General features: G+C 58.3%; 14 protein-coding genes, 2 tRNA genes and 1 pseudogene. 14 read left to right on the top strand and 3 right to left on the bottom strand.

Annotation, left to right across the window (positions count from 1 at the left end; translation table 11 throughout):
* Nucleotides 1-71 precede the first annotated feature (71 nt).
* The 12 genes from CE491_RS02590 (at nucleotide 72) to CE491_RS02540 (ending at nucleotide 10,007) form a co-directional block, all read left to right on the top strand.
* On the top strand, nucleotides 72-1,154 hold the full coding sequence (locus CE491_RS02590; protein ID WP_110946811.1) for an NAD(P)H-dependent flavin oxidoreductase: 1,083 nt from the start codon (nucleotides 72-74) through the stop codon (nucleotides 1,152-1,154).
* Nucleotides 1,155-1,290: 136 nt separating this feature from the next.
* On the top strand, nucleotides 1,291-2,058 hold the full coding sequence (modA, locus tag CE491_RS02585; protein ID WP_110946810.1) for a molybdate ABC transporter substrate-binding protein: 768 nt from the start codon (nucleotides 1,291-1,293) through the stop codon (nucleotides 2,056-2,058).
* The gene (modB, locus tag CE491_RS02580) at nucleotides 2,059-2,739 is read left to right on the top strand and encodes a molybdate ABC transporter permease subunit (RefSeq protein WP_110946809.1); all 681 of its coding nucleotides are present in this window, start codon (nucleotides 2,059-2,061) and stop codon (nucleotides 2,737-2,739) included.
* Between the two features lie 6 nt (nucleotides 2,740-2,745).
* Nucleotides 2,746-3,834 carry a molybdenum ABC transporter ATP-binding protein gene (gene modC, locus CE491_RS02575; protein WP_110946808.1) on the top strand — a complete coding sequence of 363 codons (1,089 nt, stop codon included), beginning with the start codon at nucleotides 2,746-2,748 and terminating at the stop codon, nucleotides 3,832-3,834.
* A gap of 114 nt (nucleotides 3,835-3,948) precedes the next feature.
* Complete coding sequence (locus CE491_RS02570; protein ID WP_110946807.1) at nucleotides 3,949-5,007, top strand: DNA topoisomerase IB; 1,059 nt, start codon at nucleotides 3,949-3,951, stop codon at nucleotides 5,005-5,007.
* Nucleotides 5,004-5,177: a hypothetical protein gene (locus tag CE491_RS30130; RefSeq protein WP_199884951.1), complete on the top strand. Its 174-nt coding sequence runs from the start codon at nucleotides 5,004-5,006 to the stop codon at nucleotides 5,175-5,177. The genes CE491_RS02570 and CE491_RS30130 overlap by 4 nt, the downstream gene beginning before the upstream one ends.
* Before the next feature lie 35 nt (nucleotides 5,178-5,212).
* On the top strand, nucleotides 5,213-7,891 hold the full coding sequence (locus CE491_RS02565; RefSeq protein ID WP_110946806.1) for an excinuclease ABC subunit UvrA: 2,679 nt from the start codon (nucleotides 5,213-5,215) through the stop codon (nucleotides 7,889-7,891).
* A 159-nt stretch (nucleotides 7,892-8,050) separates the two neighbouring features.
* Nucleotides 8,051-8,422, top strand: coding sequence for a hypothetical protein (locus CE491_RS02560; RefSeq protein ID WP_110946805.1), 372 nt, complete (start codon nucleotides 8,051-8,053; stop codon nucleotides 8,420-8,422).
* Nucleotides 8,423-8,477: 55 nt separating this feature from the next.
* Nucleotides 8,478-8,726 carry a hypothetical protein gene (locus CE491_RS02555; protein ID WP_110946804.1) on the top strand — a complete coding sequence of 83 codons (249 nt, stop codon included), beginning with the start codon at nucleotides 8,478-8,480 and terminating at the stop codon, nucleotides 8,724-8,726.
* A 369-nt stretch (nucleotides 8,727-9,095) separates the two neighbouring features.
* Nucleotides 9,096-9,169 (top strand) — tRNA-Cys (locus tag CE491_RS02550).
* Nucleotides 9,170-9,532: 363 nt separating this feature from the next.
* Nucleotides 9,533-9,619 (top strand) — tRNA-Leu (locus tag CE491_RS02545).
* Between the two features lie 175 nt (nucleotides 9,620-9,794).
* Nucleotides 9,795-10,007 carry a hypothetical protein gene (locus CE491_RS02540; RefSeq protein WP_110946803.1) on the top strand — a complete coding sequence of 71 codons (213 nt, stop codon included), beginning with the start codon at nucleotides 9,795-9,797 and terminating at the stop codon, nucleotides 10,005-10,007.
* 119 nt (nucleotides 10,008-10,126) lie between these two features.
* Here the strand turns inward: CE491_RS02540 and CE491_RS02535 are convergent, their stop codons facing one another.
* Nucleotides 10,127-10,333 carry a DUF6434 domain-containing protein gene (locus CE491_RS02535; RefSeq protein WP_110946802.1) on the bottom strand — a complete coding sequence of 69 codons (207 nt, stop codon included), beginning with the start codon at nucleotides 10,331-10,333 and terminating at the stop codon, nucleotides 10,127-10,129.
* A gap of 333 nt (nucleotides 10,334-10,666) precedes the next feature.
* On the opposite strand from CE491_RS02535, the pseudogene CE491_RS02530 reads away from it, so the two are divergent.
* Together CE491_RS02530 and CE491_RS02525 are read left to right on the top strand one after the other, a co-directional pair.
* A pseudogene (locus CE491_RS02530) lies at nucleotides 10,667-10,983 on the top strand (IS66 family transposase); the annotation flags it as partial.
* Between the two features lie 42 nt (nucleotides 10,984-11,025).
* Nucleotides 11,026-11,544: a GNAT family N-acetyltransferase gene (locus CE491_RS02525; protein WP_110946801.1), complete on the top strand. Its 519-nt coding sequence runs from the start codon at nucleotides 11,026-11,028 to the stop codon at nucleotides 11,542-11,544.
* A 91-nt stretch (nucleotides 11,545-11,635) separates the two neighbouring features.
* Here the strand turns inward: CE491_RS02525 and cydB are convergent, their stop codons facing one another.
* Nucleotides 11,636-12,637 carry a cytochrome d ubiquinol oxidase subunit II gene (gene cydB, locus CE491_RS02520; protein WP_110946800.1) on the bottom strand — a complete coding sequence of 334 codons (1,002 nt, stop codon included), beginning with the start codon at nucleotides 12,635-12,637 and terminating at the stop codon, nucleotides 11,636-11,638.
* Complete coding sequence (locus CE491_RS02515) at nucleotides 12,637-14,022, bottom strand: cytochrome ubiquinol oxidase subunit I (RefSeq protein WP_110946799.1); 1,386 nt, start codon at nucleotides 14,020-14,022, stop codon at nucleotides 12,637-12,639. The genes cydB and CE491_RS02515 overlap by 1 nt, the downstream gene beginning before the upstream one ends.
* Nucleotides 14,023-14,222: the final 200 nt, after the last annotated feature.

Below are 14,222 nucleotides of genomic sequence, written 5' to 3'. Positions count from 1 at the left end.
CCGACGCCGATGGCAAAGATCATCCCGTGCCATCGCACCGAATCGTCACTTTGCCTTTGGAGACACTGCCCATGATCGCCTGGCCTGACACTCGCATCCTCAAGCTGTTCGATATTGAAGTGCCCATCCTCCTCGCCCCGATGGCGGGGGCGGCAGGTTCCGCGCTGGCAATAGCCGTGGGCCGGGCTGGCGGCCTGTCATCGCTGCCGTGCGCGATGCTTAGCCATGATCAGATCCGCGAGGAAGTGGCGCTGATCCGGGCCGGCACCCACGCACCGCTGAACCTGAACTTCTTCGCCCACCAGTCGCCGGAAGCCAACCCAGACGCCGATAAAACCTGGAAAGACCTGCTTGAGCCTTACTATCAGGAACTCGGTGCGGAATTCGACAGCCCGACGCCCACCTCCAACCGCTCCCCGTTCGACGAAACCAGTTGCGCGCTGGTGGAGGAACTGCAGCCGCAGGTGGTCAGCTTCCATTTCGGCCTGCCCTCGCCGGCCTTCGTGGCGCGGGTGAAAGCCGCAGGCGCCAAGGTCATTTCCTCGGCCACAACAGTAGAAGAAGCAGTCTGGCTCGAGCAGCATGGCTGCGACGCGATCATTGCCATGGGCTATGAAGCGGGTGGACATCGCGGCATGTTCCTCAGTGACGAGCTGTACACGCAAGTCGGGACTATGGCACTGGTGCCGCAGATCACCGACGCCGTGAGCGTGCCCGTCATCGCCGCCGGGGGTATTGCCGACAGTCGAGGTATTGCAGCTGCCTTCATGCTGGGGGCCTCGGCCGTGCAACTGGGCACCGCGTACCTGTTCAGCACAGAAGCCAGGGTGTCGAAACTGCATCAGGCCGCGCTCGCCAGCGCCAAGGACAGCCACACGGCGCTGACCAACATTTTCACCGGCCGTCCTGCTCGCGGTATCGTCAACCGCATCATGCGCGAGCTAGGCCCCATCAGTGCCCACGCCCCTGCGTTTCCAACAGCAGGCGGCGCGTTGATTCCGTTGCGCGGCAAAGCCGAGCCGCTGGGCAACGACGGCTTCATGAACCTGTGGGCCGGCCAGGCCGTTGGCATCAAGCACTCGCTACCCGCGGAAGAATTGACTCGCCAGCTGGCCATCCAGGCTCTCGAACGGCTGGCCGGATTGGGCCACTGACACGCTCTGCGGAAGAACTGCGCAAAGAACAGGCTTCCTTGAGGTGACCTTACGCTATATATTCCGGTGCATAGCGTTAGGCCGGTATCGGTAGACGTCCGTCATTACCTCATAAAAAACAACATGGAGCCGTTTCATGCGCGCAACTTCCCTTCGCGTCACGCTTAAATCCCTGGTTATCGCGTTCACCGCTCTCTCGGCCAGCAGCGTTTTCGCCGATGAAGTTCAGGTAGCGGTGGCTGCCAACTTCACGGCGCCGATTCAGGCCATCGCCAGGGATTTCGAGAAGGACACCGGGCATAAGCTAGTGGCTTCGTTCGGCGCCACGGGCCAGTTCTACACCCAGATCAAGAACGGCGCGCCTTTCGAGGTATTCCTCGCCGCCGATGACACCACGCCAGCCAAACTCGAAAGCGAGAACGAAGTCGTCAAGGGCTCGCGCTTTACTTACGCCGTCGGCACCCTGGCGCTGTGGTCGGCCAAGGACGGTTATGTCGATGACAAAGGCGAAGTGTTGAAGAAAAACGAATACCAGCATCTATCGATTGCTAACCCGAAAGCCGCTCCCTACGGTCTGGCTGCCACCCAAGTGCTCGACAAACTCGGCCTGACCAACGCCACCAAGGCGAAGATTGTCGAAGGCCAGAGCATCGCGCAGGCGTATCAATTCGTGCAGACCGGCAACGCCGAGTTGGGCTTCGTCGCTCTGTCTCAGGTGTACAAGGATGGCAAGCTGACCAGCGGTTCAGCGTGGATCGTCCCGGCCGACCTGCACGAGCCGATCAAGCAGGACGCGGTGATCCTTAACAAGGGCAAGGACAATGCTGCTGCCAAGGCGCTTATCGAATACCTCAAGGGCCCGAAAGCCGCTGCGGTGATCAAGTCCTACGGATACCAGCTATAAATGCCACTGGGCAGTGCCGACCTCGCGGCGATCTGGCTGACGCTGAAACTGGCGTCGTTGACAACCGTGATTCTGCTGATCGTCGGCACCCCCATCGCCTTGTGGCTGGCCCACACTCGCTCTTGGCTCAAAGGCCCGGTTGGCGCAGTAGTAGCCCTGCCACTGGTGTTGCCACCCACCGTGATCGGCTTCTATCTGCTGCTGTTCCTCGGACCCAACGGTGCCATCGGGCAATTCACCCAGAGCATCGGCCTGGGCACGCTAACGTTCAGCTTTAGCGGGCTGGTCATTGGCTCGGTGCTGTATTCGATGCCGTTCGTGGTGCAGCCGCTGCAGAACGCCTTTGTCGCCATCGGCCCGCGCCCGCTTGAAGTGGCCGCGACGCTGCGCGCCAATCCCTGGGACACATTTTTCGCCGTGGTGCTGCCATTGGCACGGCCTGGCTTGATCACCGGCGCGATCCTTGGCTTCGCTCACACCGTGGGCGAGTTTGGCGTAGTCCTGATGATCGGCGGCAATATTCCGGAAAAAACCCGAGTGGTGTCGACGCAAATCTACAACCACGTCGAGTCCATGGAATATGTGCAGGCACACTGGCTGGCTGGCTCCATGCTGGTGTTCTCATTCCTGGTTCTGTTGGCGCTCTACTCCAGCGGCAAGACCAAATCGGCCTGGAGCTGACGCACAATGAGTTCAAGCATCGAAGTCCGTCTGAACGTGGATTTCCCCGAATTCGCGGTGAACGTCGATTTATCCCTTCCCGGACGCGGCGTGACGGCGCTGTACGGCCACTCCGGTTCGGGCAAGACCACCTGCCTGCGCTGCATCGCCGGGCTGGAAAAAGCCTCCAGCGGATTCATCGCCATTAACGGCGAGGTCTGGCAGGACAGTGCCAACGGCATTTTCGTAGCGCCGCACAAACGCTCTCTGGGCTACGTGTTTCAGGAGGCCAGCCTGTTTGCGCACCTCACGGTCAGGGGCAATCTGGAGTTCGGCTTCAAGCGCATTGCCGCTGGCGAGCGTCGGGTCAATCTCGAGCAGGCGGCCGCTTTGCTGGGTATCGACCATCTGCTGTCTCGCCAGCCGGACAAGCTGTCGGGTGGCGAACGGCAGCGCGTGGGCATCGCTCGCGCATTGCTGACAAGCCCTCGTCTGTTACTGCTCGATGAACCACTGGCAGCGCTGGACGCTCAACGCAAGGGCGAAATCCTGCCCTATCTGGAACGTCTGCATGACGAACTGGACATCCCCATGCTGTATGTCAGCCACTCGCAGGATGAGGTGGCGCGGCTTGCCGATCATCTGGTGCTGCTCAGTGGCGGCAAGGCGCTGGCCAGCGGTCCCATCGGAGAAACCCTGGCCCGGCTCGACCTGCCGCTGGCGATGGGCGATGACGCGGGCGTGGTCATCGAAGGTTCGGTCAGCGCCTATGACGACGCCTACCAACTGGTCACCGTGCGCCTGCCCTACAGCGAGCTGACCATCCGCGTCGCCCATGCACCGCTGGGTATGGAGACGCCGCTGCGCTTCAAGGTGCAGGCACGGGATGTCAGTCTCAGCCTGCGAGCGGACGATCAGAGCAGCATCCTCAATCGCCTGCCAGTGACCGTGACAAGCGAAGTACCCGCCGACAACGCGGCGCATGTGCTGGTGCGCCTGGACGCAGCCGGCACGCCGTTGCTGGCGCGCATCACGCGGTATTCGCGGGATCAGCTGCAATTGCATCCGGGTCAACAGCTCTGGGCGCAGATCAAATCGGTAGCGCTGCTGGCCTGAGCCCCCTGCCGGGCTGAAGCCCTTCAAGCAAGCCGCTACCTGCGCCTTCAAATAATCGGCACGACTGCGCACCGGGACGGTCAATGCAAAGACCAGTTCTCAGGATTGCCATTCATGTCGGACGTTCTATCACGTGAAGACCTGCCCAAGGATCTGCACTATGTCGATGACAGCCAACCGGGCTTCACGCGTAAGATCCTGCGCGGCAAATTCGCCTACTTCGATACCGACGGCCAGCGCATTCGCGATGACGCCGAGATCAAGCGCATCAACGCGCTGGTGATTCCGCCGGCCTACACCGATGTGTGGATCTGCGCTGATCCCATGGGGCATCTGCAGGCCACTGGGCGCGACGCGCGGGGGCGCAAGCAGTATCGCTATCATCCGCGCTGGCGTGAGATTCGCGACGAGAACAAATACTCGCGCATGATCGCTTTCGGCATGGCGCTGCCCAAAGTACGCAAGCAACTGGAAGCGCAACTGGCGGCTCCCGGCATGGGGCGTGAGAAAGTCATGGCGGCCGTCGTGTCGCTGCTCGATCAGACGCTGATCCGCATCGGCAACAGCCAGTATGCCCGCGACAATCGCTCCTATGGCCTGACCACGCTGCGCAACAAACACGTGGATGTTCATGGCAGCAAGATTCTCTTTCAGTTTCGCGGCAAGAGCGGCGTCGAGCATGAAGTCAGCGTCACCGATCGACGCCTGGCCAATATCATCAAACGTTGCATGGAGCTGCCCGGGCAGAACCTGTTCCAGTACCTGGACGATGAAGGCCAGCGCCACACCGTCACCTCATCGGACATCAACCATTACCTGCACGACCTGACCGGCGCGGACTTCACCGCCAAGGACTATCGCACCTGGGCCGGCAGCGCGATGGCCCTGACCACCCTGCGCAAGCTCCACTGGGAGCCGGAGGCCGACGCCAAGAAACACATCGTGACCATGGTCAAGGAAGTCGCCCGATTGCTGGGCAACACCTCGGCAGTTTGCCGTAAATGCTATATCCACCCGGCGGTTCTGGAAGCCTTCCTCATCGGCGAACTGGCCAAGCTGCCACGTTCGCGCCAACGCAAAGGCCTGCGCATGGAAGAAGTGGCGCTGGCCGGATTCCTACAAGGCTTGCAGGCTGCCGAAGCCCTGCATGAATCAACTGGAGAAAAACCATGACCGACCCCAAAGCGCACACCCCCGGTGAAAAGATCAACGATCCGGACGCCAAGCCTGCCGATGTCGCCGACGACCGTGATCGCACCCAGGAAACCCGCAAGGAGCAATCCTTGACCGGGGGCAAACACGACGATGCCGGCCACACCCCCAAAGTCCCCAAGGCCCGGTAAGCTTTCCCACAGACTTTCTGACCCAAGGCCCGCTCATGACCACAGCGCCTCATCTGCCCGACAATGCCGACACTCAGTCCGCCGTTTCCTTCACTGTCGCCCCGGATCAGCCCGGTTTCGTCAGAGTACGTGGCGCGCGCGAGCACAACCTCAAGGACGTGGACGTCGACATCCCTCGTGACGCGCTGGTGGTGTTTACCGGCGTCTCCGGGTCGGGCAAGTCTTCGCTGGCGTTTTCGACGCTGTATGCCGAGGCCCAGCGCCGCTATTTCGAATCGGTAGCGCCCTATGCCCGGCGCCTGATCGATCAGGTGGGCGTGCCCGACGTCGACTCCATCGACGGGCTGCCACCCGCCGTGGCCCTGCAACAACAACGGGGTACGCCCAGCACGCGCTCATCCGTTGGCAGCGTCACGACCCTGTCGAGCCTGATCCGCATGCTCTATTCGCGCGCAGGCAGTTACCCCGCCGGGCAGCCGATGCTGTATGCCGAAGACTTCTCGCCCAATCTGCCTCAAGGCGCCTGCCCCGAGTGCCACGGCCTGGGCCGGGTGTATGAAGTGCCGGAAGAATTGATGGTGCCGGACGACTCCCTGACCATTCGCCAGCGCGCGGTGGCTTCCTGGCCGCTGGCCTGGCAGGGGCAAAACCAGCGCGACATTCTGGTCACGCTGGGCTACGACGTCGACATCCCCTGGCGCGATCTGCCAAAGAAGCAGCGCGATTGGATTCTGTTCACTGAAGAGCAACCCACTGCGCCGGTCTACGCGGGACTGACACCTGAACAAACCCGCGTAGCGCTCAAGCGCAAACTAGAACCCAGCTATCAGGGCACTTTCATTGGCGCCCGACGTTACGTCCTGCACACCTTCACCCACTCTCAGAGCGCGCTGATGAAAAAGCGTGTTTCGCAATTCATGCGCGGCAGCCCTTGCCCGCTGTGCGATGGCAAACGCTTGAAGCGCGAGGCCTTGTCGGTGACCTTTGCCGGCCTGGATATTGGCGAACTGTCGCAAATGCCTTTGCTGCGGTTGGCCGAGGTGCTGCGACCGGTGGCCCAAGGTACGTTCGAGGAGAACGCCGACGCTAATGTTCTCGACCGCCAACAGATCGAGAAGGCACGCAAGAAGCGAGTCAAGTCGGGCGGTTCAGCCCATGACGCTGCACCTGATGTACGCGCGACACCTAACCTTTCCATCGAGAAGCGTCTGGCGGCACAGCGTATCGCTCAAGACCTTCTGGCCCGCGTCAGCACCCTGACCGAGCTCGGCCTGGGTTATCTTGCTCTGGAGCGCAGTACACCGACCTTGTCTTCGGGTGAACTGCAACGCCTGCGCCTGGCCACGCAACTGGGTTCGCAACTATTCGGCGTGATTTACGTGCTCGATGAGCCATCTGCAGGTTTGCATCCCGCCGACAGCAAAGCGCTGTTCGCCGCCCTGCAGCAACTCAAGGCCTCTGGCAATTCGCTGTTCGTGGTCGAGCACGACCTGGAAACCATGCGCCGTGCGGACTGGCTGATCGATGTCGGCCCTGCCGCTGGCGAGCACGGCGGTCGTGTGTTGTACAGCGGCCCGCCGGCGGGACTGGCGCAGATCGAAGCGTCCAGAACCCGCCTGCACCTGTTCGCCGAACACAGCGACCTGCGAATCGACAGACGCCAGCCGACCGGCTGGCTGCGTCTGGAAGGCATTACTCGCAATAACCTCGACAACCTCATGGCTGAATTTCCGCTGGGATGCTTTACCTCGGTCACTGGCATTTCCGGCTCGGGCAAATCAAGCCTGGTCAGTCAGGCGTTGCTGGAGTTGGTAGGCGCGGCGCTGGGCCGTCCTGCCGCTGTTGCCAGCGATCAGGAGGAACCAAGTCTCGAAGACGACGCGCCGCAGTTCACGGGCGGTCGCATTGCCAGCGGCCTTGAGTCGATCAAACGTCTGGTGCAGGTCGATCAGAAGCCGATTGGCCGTACACCGCGCTCGAACCTTGCAACCTACACCGGCCTTTTCGACAACGTGCGCAAACTGTTCGCCGCGACCGACGATGCCCAGGCAGCGGGCTACGATGCCGGACAGTTCTCCTTCAACGTCGCCAAAGGCCGCTGCCAGGTGTGCGAAGGCGAAGGCTTCGTCAGCGTCGAATTGCTGTTCATGCCCAGCGTCTACGCGCCCTGCCCAACCTGTCATGGCGCGCGTTACAATCCGCAAACCCTGGCGATTCGCTGGCAAGACCTTAACATCGCTCAAGTGCTGCAATTGACTGTTGATCAAGCCGTCGAGGTATTCGCTGGACAGCCTGCAGTGTTCCGAGCATTGACCGTCCTGCGGGATATTGGCCTGGGCTACCTGCGCCTGGGACAACCGGCGACCGAACTCTCCGGCGGCGAAGCCCAACGCATCAAACTCGCCACCGAACTGCAACGTAGCCAGCGCGGCGCCACCCTCTACGTGCTTGATGAACCCACCACGGGCCTGCATCCCAGCGACGTCGACCGCCTGCTCGTCCAGCTAAACACGCTGGTCGACAACGGTCACACCGTGATCGTCGTCGAACACGAGATGCGCGTCGTGGCACAGAGCGATTGGGTGATCGACATCGGACCTGGGGCGGGCGATCAGGGCGGAAACATCGTCGCCAGCGGCACGCCAGAAAAAGTAGCAAAGGCCAAGGCCAGCCGGACTGCGCCATTTTTGCGGAAGGTATTGTCGCAGATCTGAGCGCCACGTTTGTTATGGGGGGCGGAACGTTCAGCCCCCACAGGCGCTATGCCTCTCGCTTACCGTTGAATGAAATCAACCTGCTACTCGTCAGGCAGGTTAGTGCAGTGCCGTATTTTTCGATTACTGTATATCCAAACAGTACTCGAGTTTTCTCACATGAACACCGCACCAGAGGCCGACTGGCCCGATGAATTCACCCGCGAGGAAATGCTCGAGCAGCACGCTCGTCTTCTTGAAGAAGAATGCCGCATGTTTCAGGAAGAGCTGAGCCGCTACCGCAAAAACATGGCCAGGCTCATCGACATGCACACCGACGTCAGCCTCGAGCGCGACAGGCTGCGCGCAGAATTGAGGGAGACGGCGGCCCGGCTTTCTGACACTCTCCAGGACAATGCCGCCCTCGCCAACCGCATCGCAGGACTCGAAAGCTGTCGTGAGCAGCTCGAGGCTCTTCACAAAGCCCACCGCGCTGTTGCTTACTTTCGACCGCAGACACAGGCTCTAAGCCGTAAACACCCAGACGCTTGAAGTTTAACCACTCCGGGCGCCCGCCCTTCCCCACCAACCCCGTCAGGAATCATTAATGCCACAAGAGAGAATCGAGTCGCTCAGACTTCCCAAGGCGATTCAAGGGCCGATCAACGACCTGGTACGAGCGCTGAGCGCCGCCAGCACCCGCGAAGACATCGAGCGCGAGGGAGAAATGGAAATCGCCTTTATCCTCGGACTGGAAACCACAAGACGCCTGCGCGCGGCGGACATCGAAACGCTGTACATGATTTTTGACGACGCCGTACAAGCGCGGCTCAACCATCTGGCGGAGCAATCCTGATCGACCGATTTTCGTCAATGCTGTCACGCTTGTTGGCTCTAGGGCATCAGGTGCTGCGGCCGGCTGTTCGCTTGTTCGTTCTTACGCCGTGGACGGCCGCACGCCTGTCGATGGTGGCGGCATGGAAGTCGGAAAAGCAAAGGTTATGACATTGACTAACTCCGGGGCAGCACTGAATGATGCTCCCGGAATAATTTCCCCATGGTCTGTTGACAGGCCTGAGAAATAAGTCCAGAATTGCGTCCACTCCTGAGACAGGAAGGCGGAAAACCTTTTAATAATCAAAAGGTTAGGGATTAGGTTCTAGTCTCGTTTCCCGCTCTAGTTTGTACGCGTTTAGTGCTGGTAGTAGAGGTACTGAACGCTTGAGGCCGAGTAGCAAAATGGTTATGCCGCGGATTGCAAATCCGCTTACGCCGGTTCGATTCCGACCTCGGCCTCCACCTTTAAAAGCCTTGAAGATCAACGTCTTCAAGGCTTTTTTGTTGTCCTGGATTAAGTCAGAGCTCGGCCGAAATCGCGGGACTGAGCCCCGGAGAAGCTGGACGAGCGCCACGTAGCAGATGAGTTTGAATCCGGTGAAGCTTCAATCGTTGCGGCTGGTCCGAGCCTGACTTCAGCCCTCACCATCGTTCATGATGTAGGTAGCTGATTTAGCGAGATTTTCCCATTTACCCCCAAGTTACATTTCATACCCATTTTGAAGCCTTTCGCGCTTGCTTCATGGGGTGGGGATGTATATATTCCCAGCTCTTGTCGCCCAAGCCAGTGATTTTGCTTTGTCACCGGCAGACATGCTCAACATCGCCCTGATGGTGAAATTGGTAGACACACCGGACTTAAAATCCGTCGTCCGAAAGGATGTGCCGGTTCGACTCCGGCTCGGGGCACCACATAGATCAGGCGCTTACGGAGCACTCCGAAGCGCCTGAGTCGTTTCAAGCTCGCCACATCTACAACGCTTCCTCTGACCAGGTCCGCCCGTCGGCGCCAAGGCACTTACTGCCGGCAGACCGTATCCGATCTATATGCGCAGATGCACTACGCCAATAGAGAGGGAAAGACGCAATGGCTACCGAAAACAATGGACCTGAAACCGCATATTCTGGGCCCGATGCGAAAACGCCCGATACCGGCGAAGGTCATGACTCGGGTCTTGAGCGGGCGAAGTCCGAGCCCAAACAAGGCACTGAAGAAAAGCTCGAGAAGTGGAACCCGCCTGCGGGCAATCCAGGCTCCGATCAGGACGCGCAGACGCATCGGGGCAATGGTGGCGCTTGATTGATTTGTTGCGAAACGCCGTATCCAAGCCCAGACCCAGATCTGGGCTTTTCATTTGACGGCGTCAATGACTCTTTCTGACCGCGATGGACGCGCGGTAGCTCGCACCGCTGTTCTGATCATCGCTTCTGCCGAAGCCACTCATCGGCAACGTCGCCCATCGTCAGGGAATCTTGCCGTTTGATCCAGGCCATGAAGGGCCGATCGAATTTGAATGCTTCACCGCACTCCGAAACAAGAAACCGGCGCACGTTCTGCGTGTTGCGATAGTTCTTGTCCAGCGCTGTGGTTCGGGTGATGGGTCCTGAGTGCCAATCGAATGCCATGATCATTCCTTTGTTGATACCAAGGCGGTACAGATGTCAGAAAACGAGACTGGTCTTTGTCCGCCCGTCTCGGCACCATGCCAAACTTGAATTTGTCCAGAAAGCGCCAGACCAAGCGTTGGATGATGAGTGGCGCCCGCTATCGTAACCCGCGCGCAACCTCATCACACCAACGCTTCGCCAGCTAGGGTGCTCTGGCGCTTTCAGCTAAAAGTAGCCGATAGATCATTACCGTGGTGTGCATTCAAACGTCATATACCGGCTATCGAGATAGACGTCCATCAGCTCTGGCAACGTCAGGTCTTCATCGGGAGCCAACCTTGGAAATCAACCTTGATCAAAGCACTCGATTACGGCCCGAAACGCTTGGCAGCGCTGTCGCGCTACCTTGACGACGGGGCTGTACTCATTGATAACAACTGGTGCGAGAAGCAGATCCGCCCCTGGGTTCTTGGTCGCAAAAATTGGCTCTTTGCAGGGTGCGCGCAGCGGTAAAAGGGCAGCTGCGATCATGAGTTTGATCCAGTCCGTGTAAAAGGCATGATGGGTACGCAAATCTGAAAGATGTTCTCACACGCCTACCGACGCAGCGAATGTGTAAAATTACCGAGCTGTTACCACATAATTGGTACCGGATCTGCCCCCCGTAGATGTTGAAGTATTTGTTAGCAACCTGATCAGGGAGACAAGAAATGAAGTTGGTGGTTAAGCCTCTCTCTGAAGAGGAGCACGCATTATTTCGAGTTATTTACTCGTTGTATCTGCATGACCTGAGTGAATTTACGGATTTTTATCAGCTGAGCGACGAGGGTCAGTGGCTACCCGACTATTTGGATACTTGGCTAAGCCCGAATCAACCCAACGTACATCCATTCCTTTTTTGGCTTAACGATGCGCCCGTAGGTATGGCGTTGGTTGGGGCGAGCCCCTTCCCCCACATGAGTCCAGACGCAGATTATCGTATAAGTGAGTTTTTCATTGCACGCGGATATCGAAAAAAAGGAATCGGAAGAGCCGCTGCGAAGCGGTTATTTGAAATATTTCCAGGAAAATGGGAAATTGTGCAGTTGGAAAAAAATTACAATGCGGTTGCTTTCTGGGCAAGCGTGGTTAGGGAATTCACAGCGGGCCAGTTCGCTTCAGACCTCGTGGATGGCGAGGTTAGGCAAACATTTAATCAGCCCACCGGACTCAGTGACGTGTCCTTATGATCGGATGGATATTGTAGCCTTCGATAGGAAGGCGTGTTAGCCGGACGGTTCTTAGCAGCGCCGAATGTGCGTGTTCGAGGGACACAGTTCATTAGTTTTCGACGGGGCGAATTTTCCCGCTGAAAACCCGAAAACCGTAGGTGTTGTAGAACAGCGTTACGGGCATTAGAAGTGCGAAACCTATCAACATGAATCCTTGGCTGGAGGGCCCTGACGCGGCGGCTTGCAATGTCAGGTAAGGAGGCAGGATTAGCGGATAGAGCGTCGCGGTCATTAGAGCGAACCCCGCGATAAAGACGCCAAGGGCAATAAACAGTGGCAAGAACTGAAGACGAGTCCGAAAACTTTTAAAGAACGCCACCGACACCACTACCATCGTTACAGGCGCCAGGCTCATGAACAACAGGTTGGAAAGCCGCTCGGCGTATTGCGTCGCTAATCCTGAAGTCCAGACCGCCAGGATCGCCAGTAGTAGAAGGGTTGTGACCGACAGTGCCTTCGCTAGCTTTTTAGCCCTTATTTGCAGCTCGCCTTCGGTGCGCCAGTAGAGCCAGCAGGCACCCAGCCAACAATACCCCACCACCAGTACAGCGCCACAGTACAACGAAAACGCGCTGAGCCAATCCAGACCGCTCCCGCTGAATTGTCCGTTTTTACTGGCGATGCCCTGTACAAGCGCACCCAACACCGCTCCTTGGCATACGCCAACAATTAATGATCCGCAAGAGAGCACTGCATCAATCGCGCGTTTAGTTCCCTTACTGGATGCTTGATCCCGGAACTCTAACGCCATGGCCCGTACTAGCAGTGCCAGGAGCATGACTATAAAAGGCATATAGAGCGCGGGTAGGAGAATGGCATATGCGGTTGGAAACAGTGCAAGCAACCCCCCGCCCCCTAAAACCAGCCAGGTTTCGTTGGCGTCCCAGATCGGCAAAATCGAAAGCGCCATGGCGCGCCGTTGTCGGGCACATCCGGTGATGCCCATAAGCATGCCGACGCCTAAATCGCTTCCATCCAGAAGAACGTAGCTCAGTACTGAGAAGGCCAATGCCGCCGCTGACAGCAAAATGATCCAGTCATCGGAGAACATCACGCACCTCCCGAAGTGCCTACTTCGTCCGCAAGCGTTGGTTCAGGACCGGACTCGTCGCTGCGAGGAGGCATGCTCAGAATCCGCAGTAACACCCACAGCCCAATGCCAAATATCACGGTGTAAAGTGCCAGGATCATCGACGTAGACCACACGACCTCTTCTCCAGAGATGGGACTCGCGCTGTCGGCGGTTCGAAGTAGCCCATATACGGTAAATGGCTGACGGCCCACCTCGGTCACAACCCAACCGCTTAACATCGCTAGAAATCCTGCGGGCGCCATCAGCGCACACCATCGGTGCAGCCATCGAGCGGAGTACAAGCGACTTTTGCGCCGAAGCAGGAGACCGGCGACACCCAATGCCAGCATCAGGAATCCCAACCCCACCATCACTCTAAAGGCCCAAAAGACGATCGCTACGGGCGGTATATCCTGAGGGGCAAACTCGTCTAGCGCAGCGATCGTGCTACTGAGATCGTGCCTGAGGTACAGCGAGCCGACTCGTGGAATGGCGAGTTCGAAAAGGTTGCGTCGCTCGACCATGTCGGGGAACGCAAATATGCGCAGCGGCTCACCCGCCCCTTCAGGAGGACGGGTCCACGACCCCTCGATGGCAGCAACTTTTTGCGGCTGAACGTGTAAGCTATTTTCCCCATGCAAATCCCCCACCACCATCTGTAAGGGGGCAAGCATCGCCACTGCCCACAACGCCATCGAGAGTTGCAGCCTTGCCCGTGCATTCAATGGCTCGCGCAGAAGGTGCCAGCCAGATACGCCAGCCACAAACATCGCAGTGGAGAGGAAGGTCGCCAGAATCATGTGCGTAAAACGGTAAGGAAATGATGGATTGAAAATGATTGCGAACCAGTCCTGGGCCAGAAAATGCCCGTCATCAGCAATCCCATAGCCCGCTGGCGTTTGCATCCAGGAGTTGGCTGAGAGTATCCAGAAAGCGCTTATCACAGAGCCTGCTGCCACAGCACAGGTGGCAAAAAAATGCAGCTGCGCACCAACCTTCCGCATTCCGAATACCATAATGCCGAGAAATCCCGCCTCTAGAAAAAATGCGGCCATTACCTCGTAAACCATAAGGGGGCCAATTACTTCCCCGGCCATGCTCGATAGGCGTGACCAATTCAGACCAAACTGGTATTCAAGCATCAAGCCAGAGGCGGTGCCGATCGCAATAGTGAGAGCGAATATATTGAGCCAGTATCGATACACCTCCATGTAGACCTTCTGCCGGCGCCAAAGCCACATCGCTTCCAGCACCATCAGGAAATTGGCCATTCCGATGGTGAATGCAGCCAGCACAATGTGGAAGCTTATGGCTATTGCGAACTGCGCACGGGCGGCCATTAACGCGGTCTCATATGGCTCCATGGGATCTCCTGATCCTAATCTCTTGCTTGTATCGCAGTCTTTGGCTCACGTGGCTCGGCTTCGCTCTGAGCCAATCACCTGCGCGGGTTCTCGGTCGTTACCCTACTACATTGGACTTGAGTGTTGCCGCTGACCGAAAACTGACCCATTAACGGCTGTTCTGCCGACTGAAAACTGACCCAGGTGTTCAACTGCTTCTG

The organism is Pseudomonas bohemica (assembly GCF_002934685.1).
In the GTDB taxonomy this organism is placed as follows: domain Bacteria; phylum Pseudomonadota; class Gammaproteobacteria; order Pseudomonadales; family Pseudomonadaceae; genus Aquipseudomonas; species Aquipseudomonas bohemica.
Note: the sequence above shows the minus strand (reverse complement) of the source record. Positions and strands in the feature narration are given on the sequence as shown.

Excerpts from the sequence above, each read along its gene's own strand:
- CE491_RS02590 (WP_110946811.1), top strand. The coding sequence starts at position 72 with ATGATCGCCTGGCCTGACACTCGCATCCTCAAGCTGTTCGATATTGAA.
- modA (WP_110946810.1), top strand. The coding sequence starts at position 1,291 with ATGCGCGCAACTTCCCTTCGCGTCACGCTTAAATCCCTGGTTATCGCG.
- modB (WP_110946809.1), top strand. The coding sequence starts at position 2,059 with ATGCCACTGGGCAGTGCCGACCTCGCGGCGATCTGGCTGACGCTGAAA.
- modC (WP_110946808.1), top strand. The coding sequence starts at position 2,746 with ATGAGTTCAAGCATCGAAGTCCGTCTGAACGTGGATTTCCCCGAATTC.
- CE491_RS02570 (WP_110946807.1), top strand. The coding sequence starts at position 3,949 with ATGTCGGACGTTCTATCACGTGAAGACCTGCCCAAGGATCTGCACTAT.
- CE491_RS30130 (WP_199884951.1), top strand. The coding sequence starts at position 5,004 with ATGACCGACCCCAAAGCGCACACCCCCGGTGAAAAGATCAACGATCCG.
- CE491_RS02565 (WP_110946806.1), top strand. The coding sequence starts at position 5,213 with ATGACCACAGCGCCTCATCTGCCCGACAATGCCGACACTCAGTCCGCC.
- CE491_RS02560 (WP_110946805.1), top strand. The coding sequence starts at position 8,051 with ATGAACACCGCACCAGAGGCCGACTGGCCCGATGAATTCACCCGCGAG.
- CE491_RS02555 (WP_110946804.1), top strand. The coding sequence starts at position 8,478 with ATGCCACAAGAGAGAATCGAGTCGCTCAGACTTCCCAAGGCGATTCAA.
- CE491_RS02540 (WP_110946803.1), top strand. The coding sequence starts at position 9,795 with ATGGCTACCGAAAACAATGGACCTGAAACCGCATATTCTGGGCCCGAT.
- CE491_RS02535 (WP_110946802.1), bottom strand. The coding sequence starts at position 10,333 with ATGGCATTCGATTGGCACTCAGGACCCATCACCCGAACCACAGCGCTG.
- CE491_RS02525 (WP_110946801.1), top strand. The coding sequence starts at position 11,026 with ATGAAGTTGGTGGTTAAGCCTCTCTCTGAAGAGGAGCACGCATTATTT.
- cydB (WP_110946800.1), bottom strand. The coding sequence starts at position 12,637 with ATGTTCTCCGATGACTGGATCATTTTGCTGTCAGCGGCGGCATTGGCC.
- CE491_RS02515 (WP_110946799.1), bottom strand. The coding sequence starts at position 14,022 with ATGGAGCCATATGAGACCGCGTTAATGGCCGCCCGTGCGCAGTTCGCA.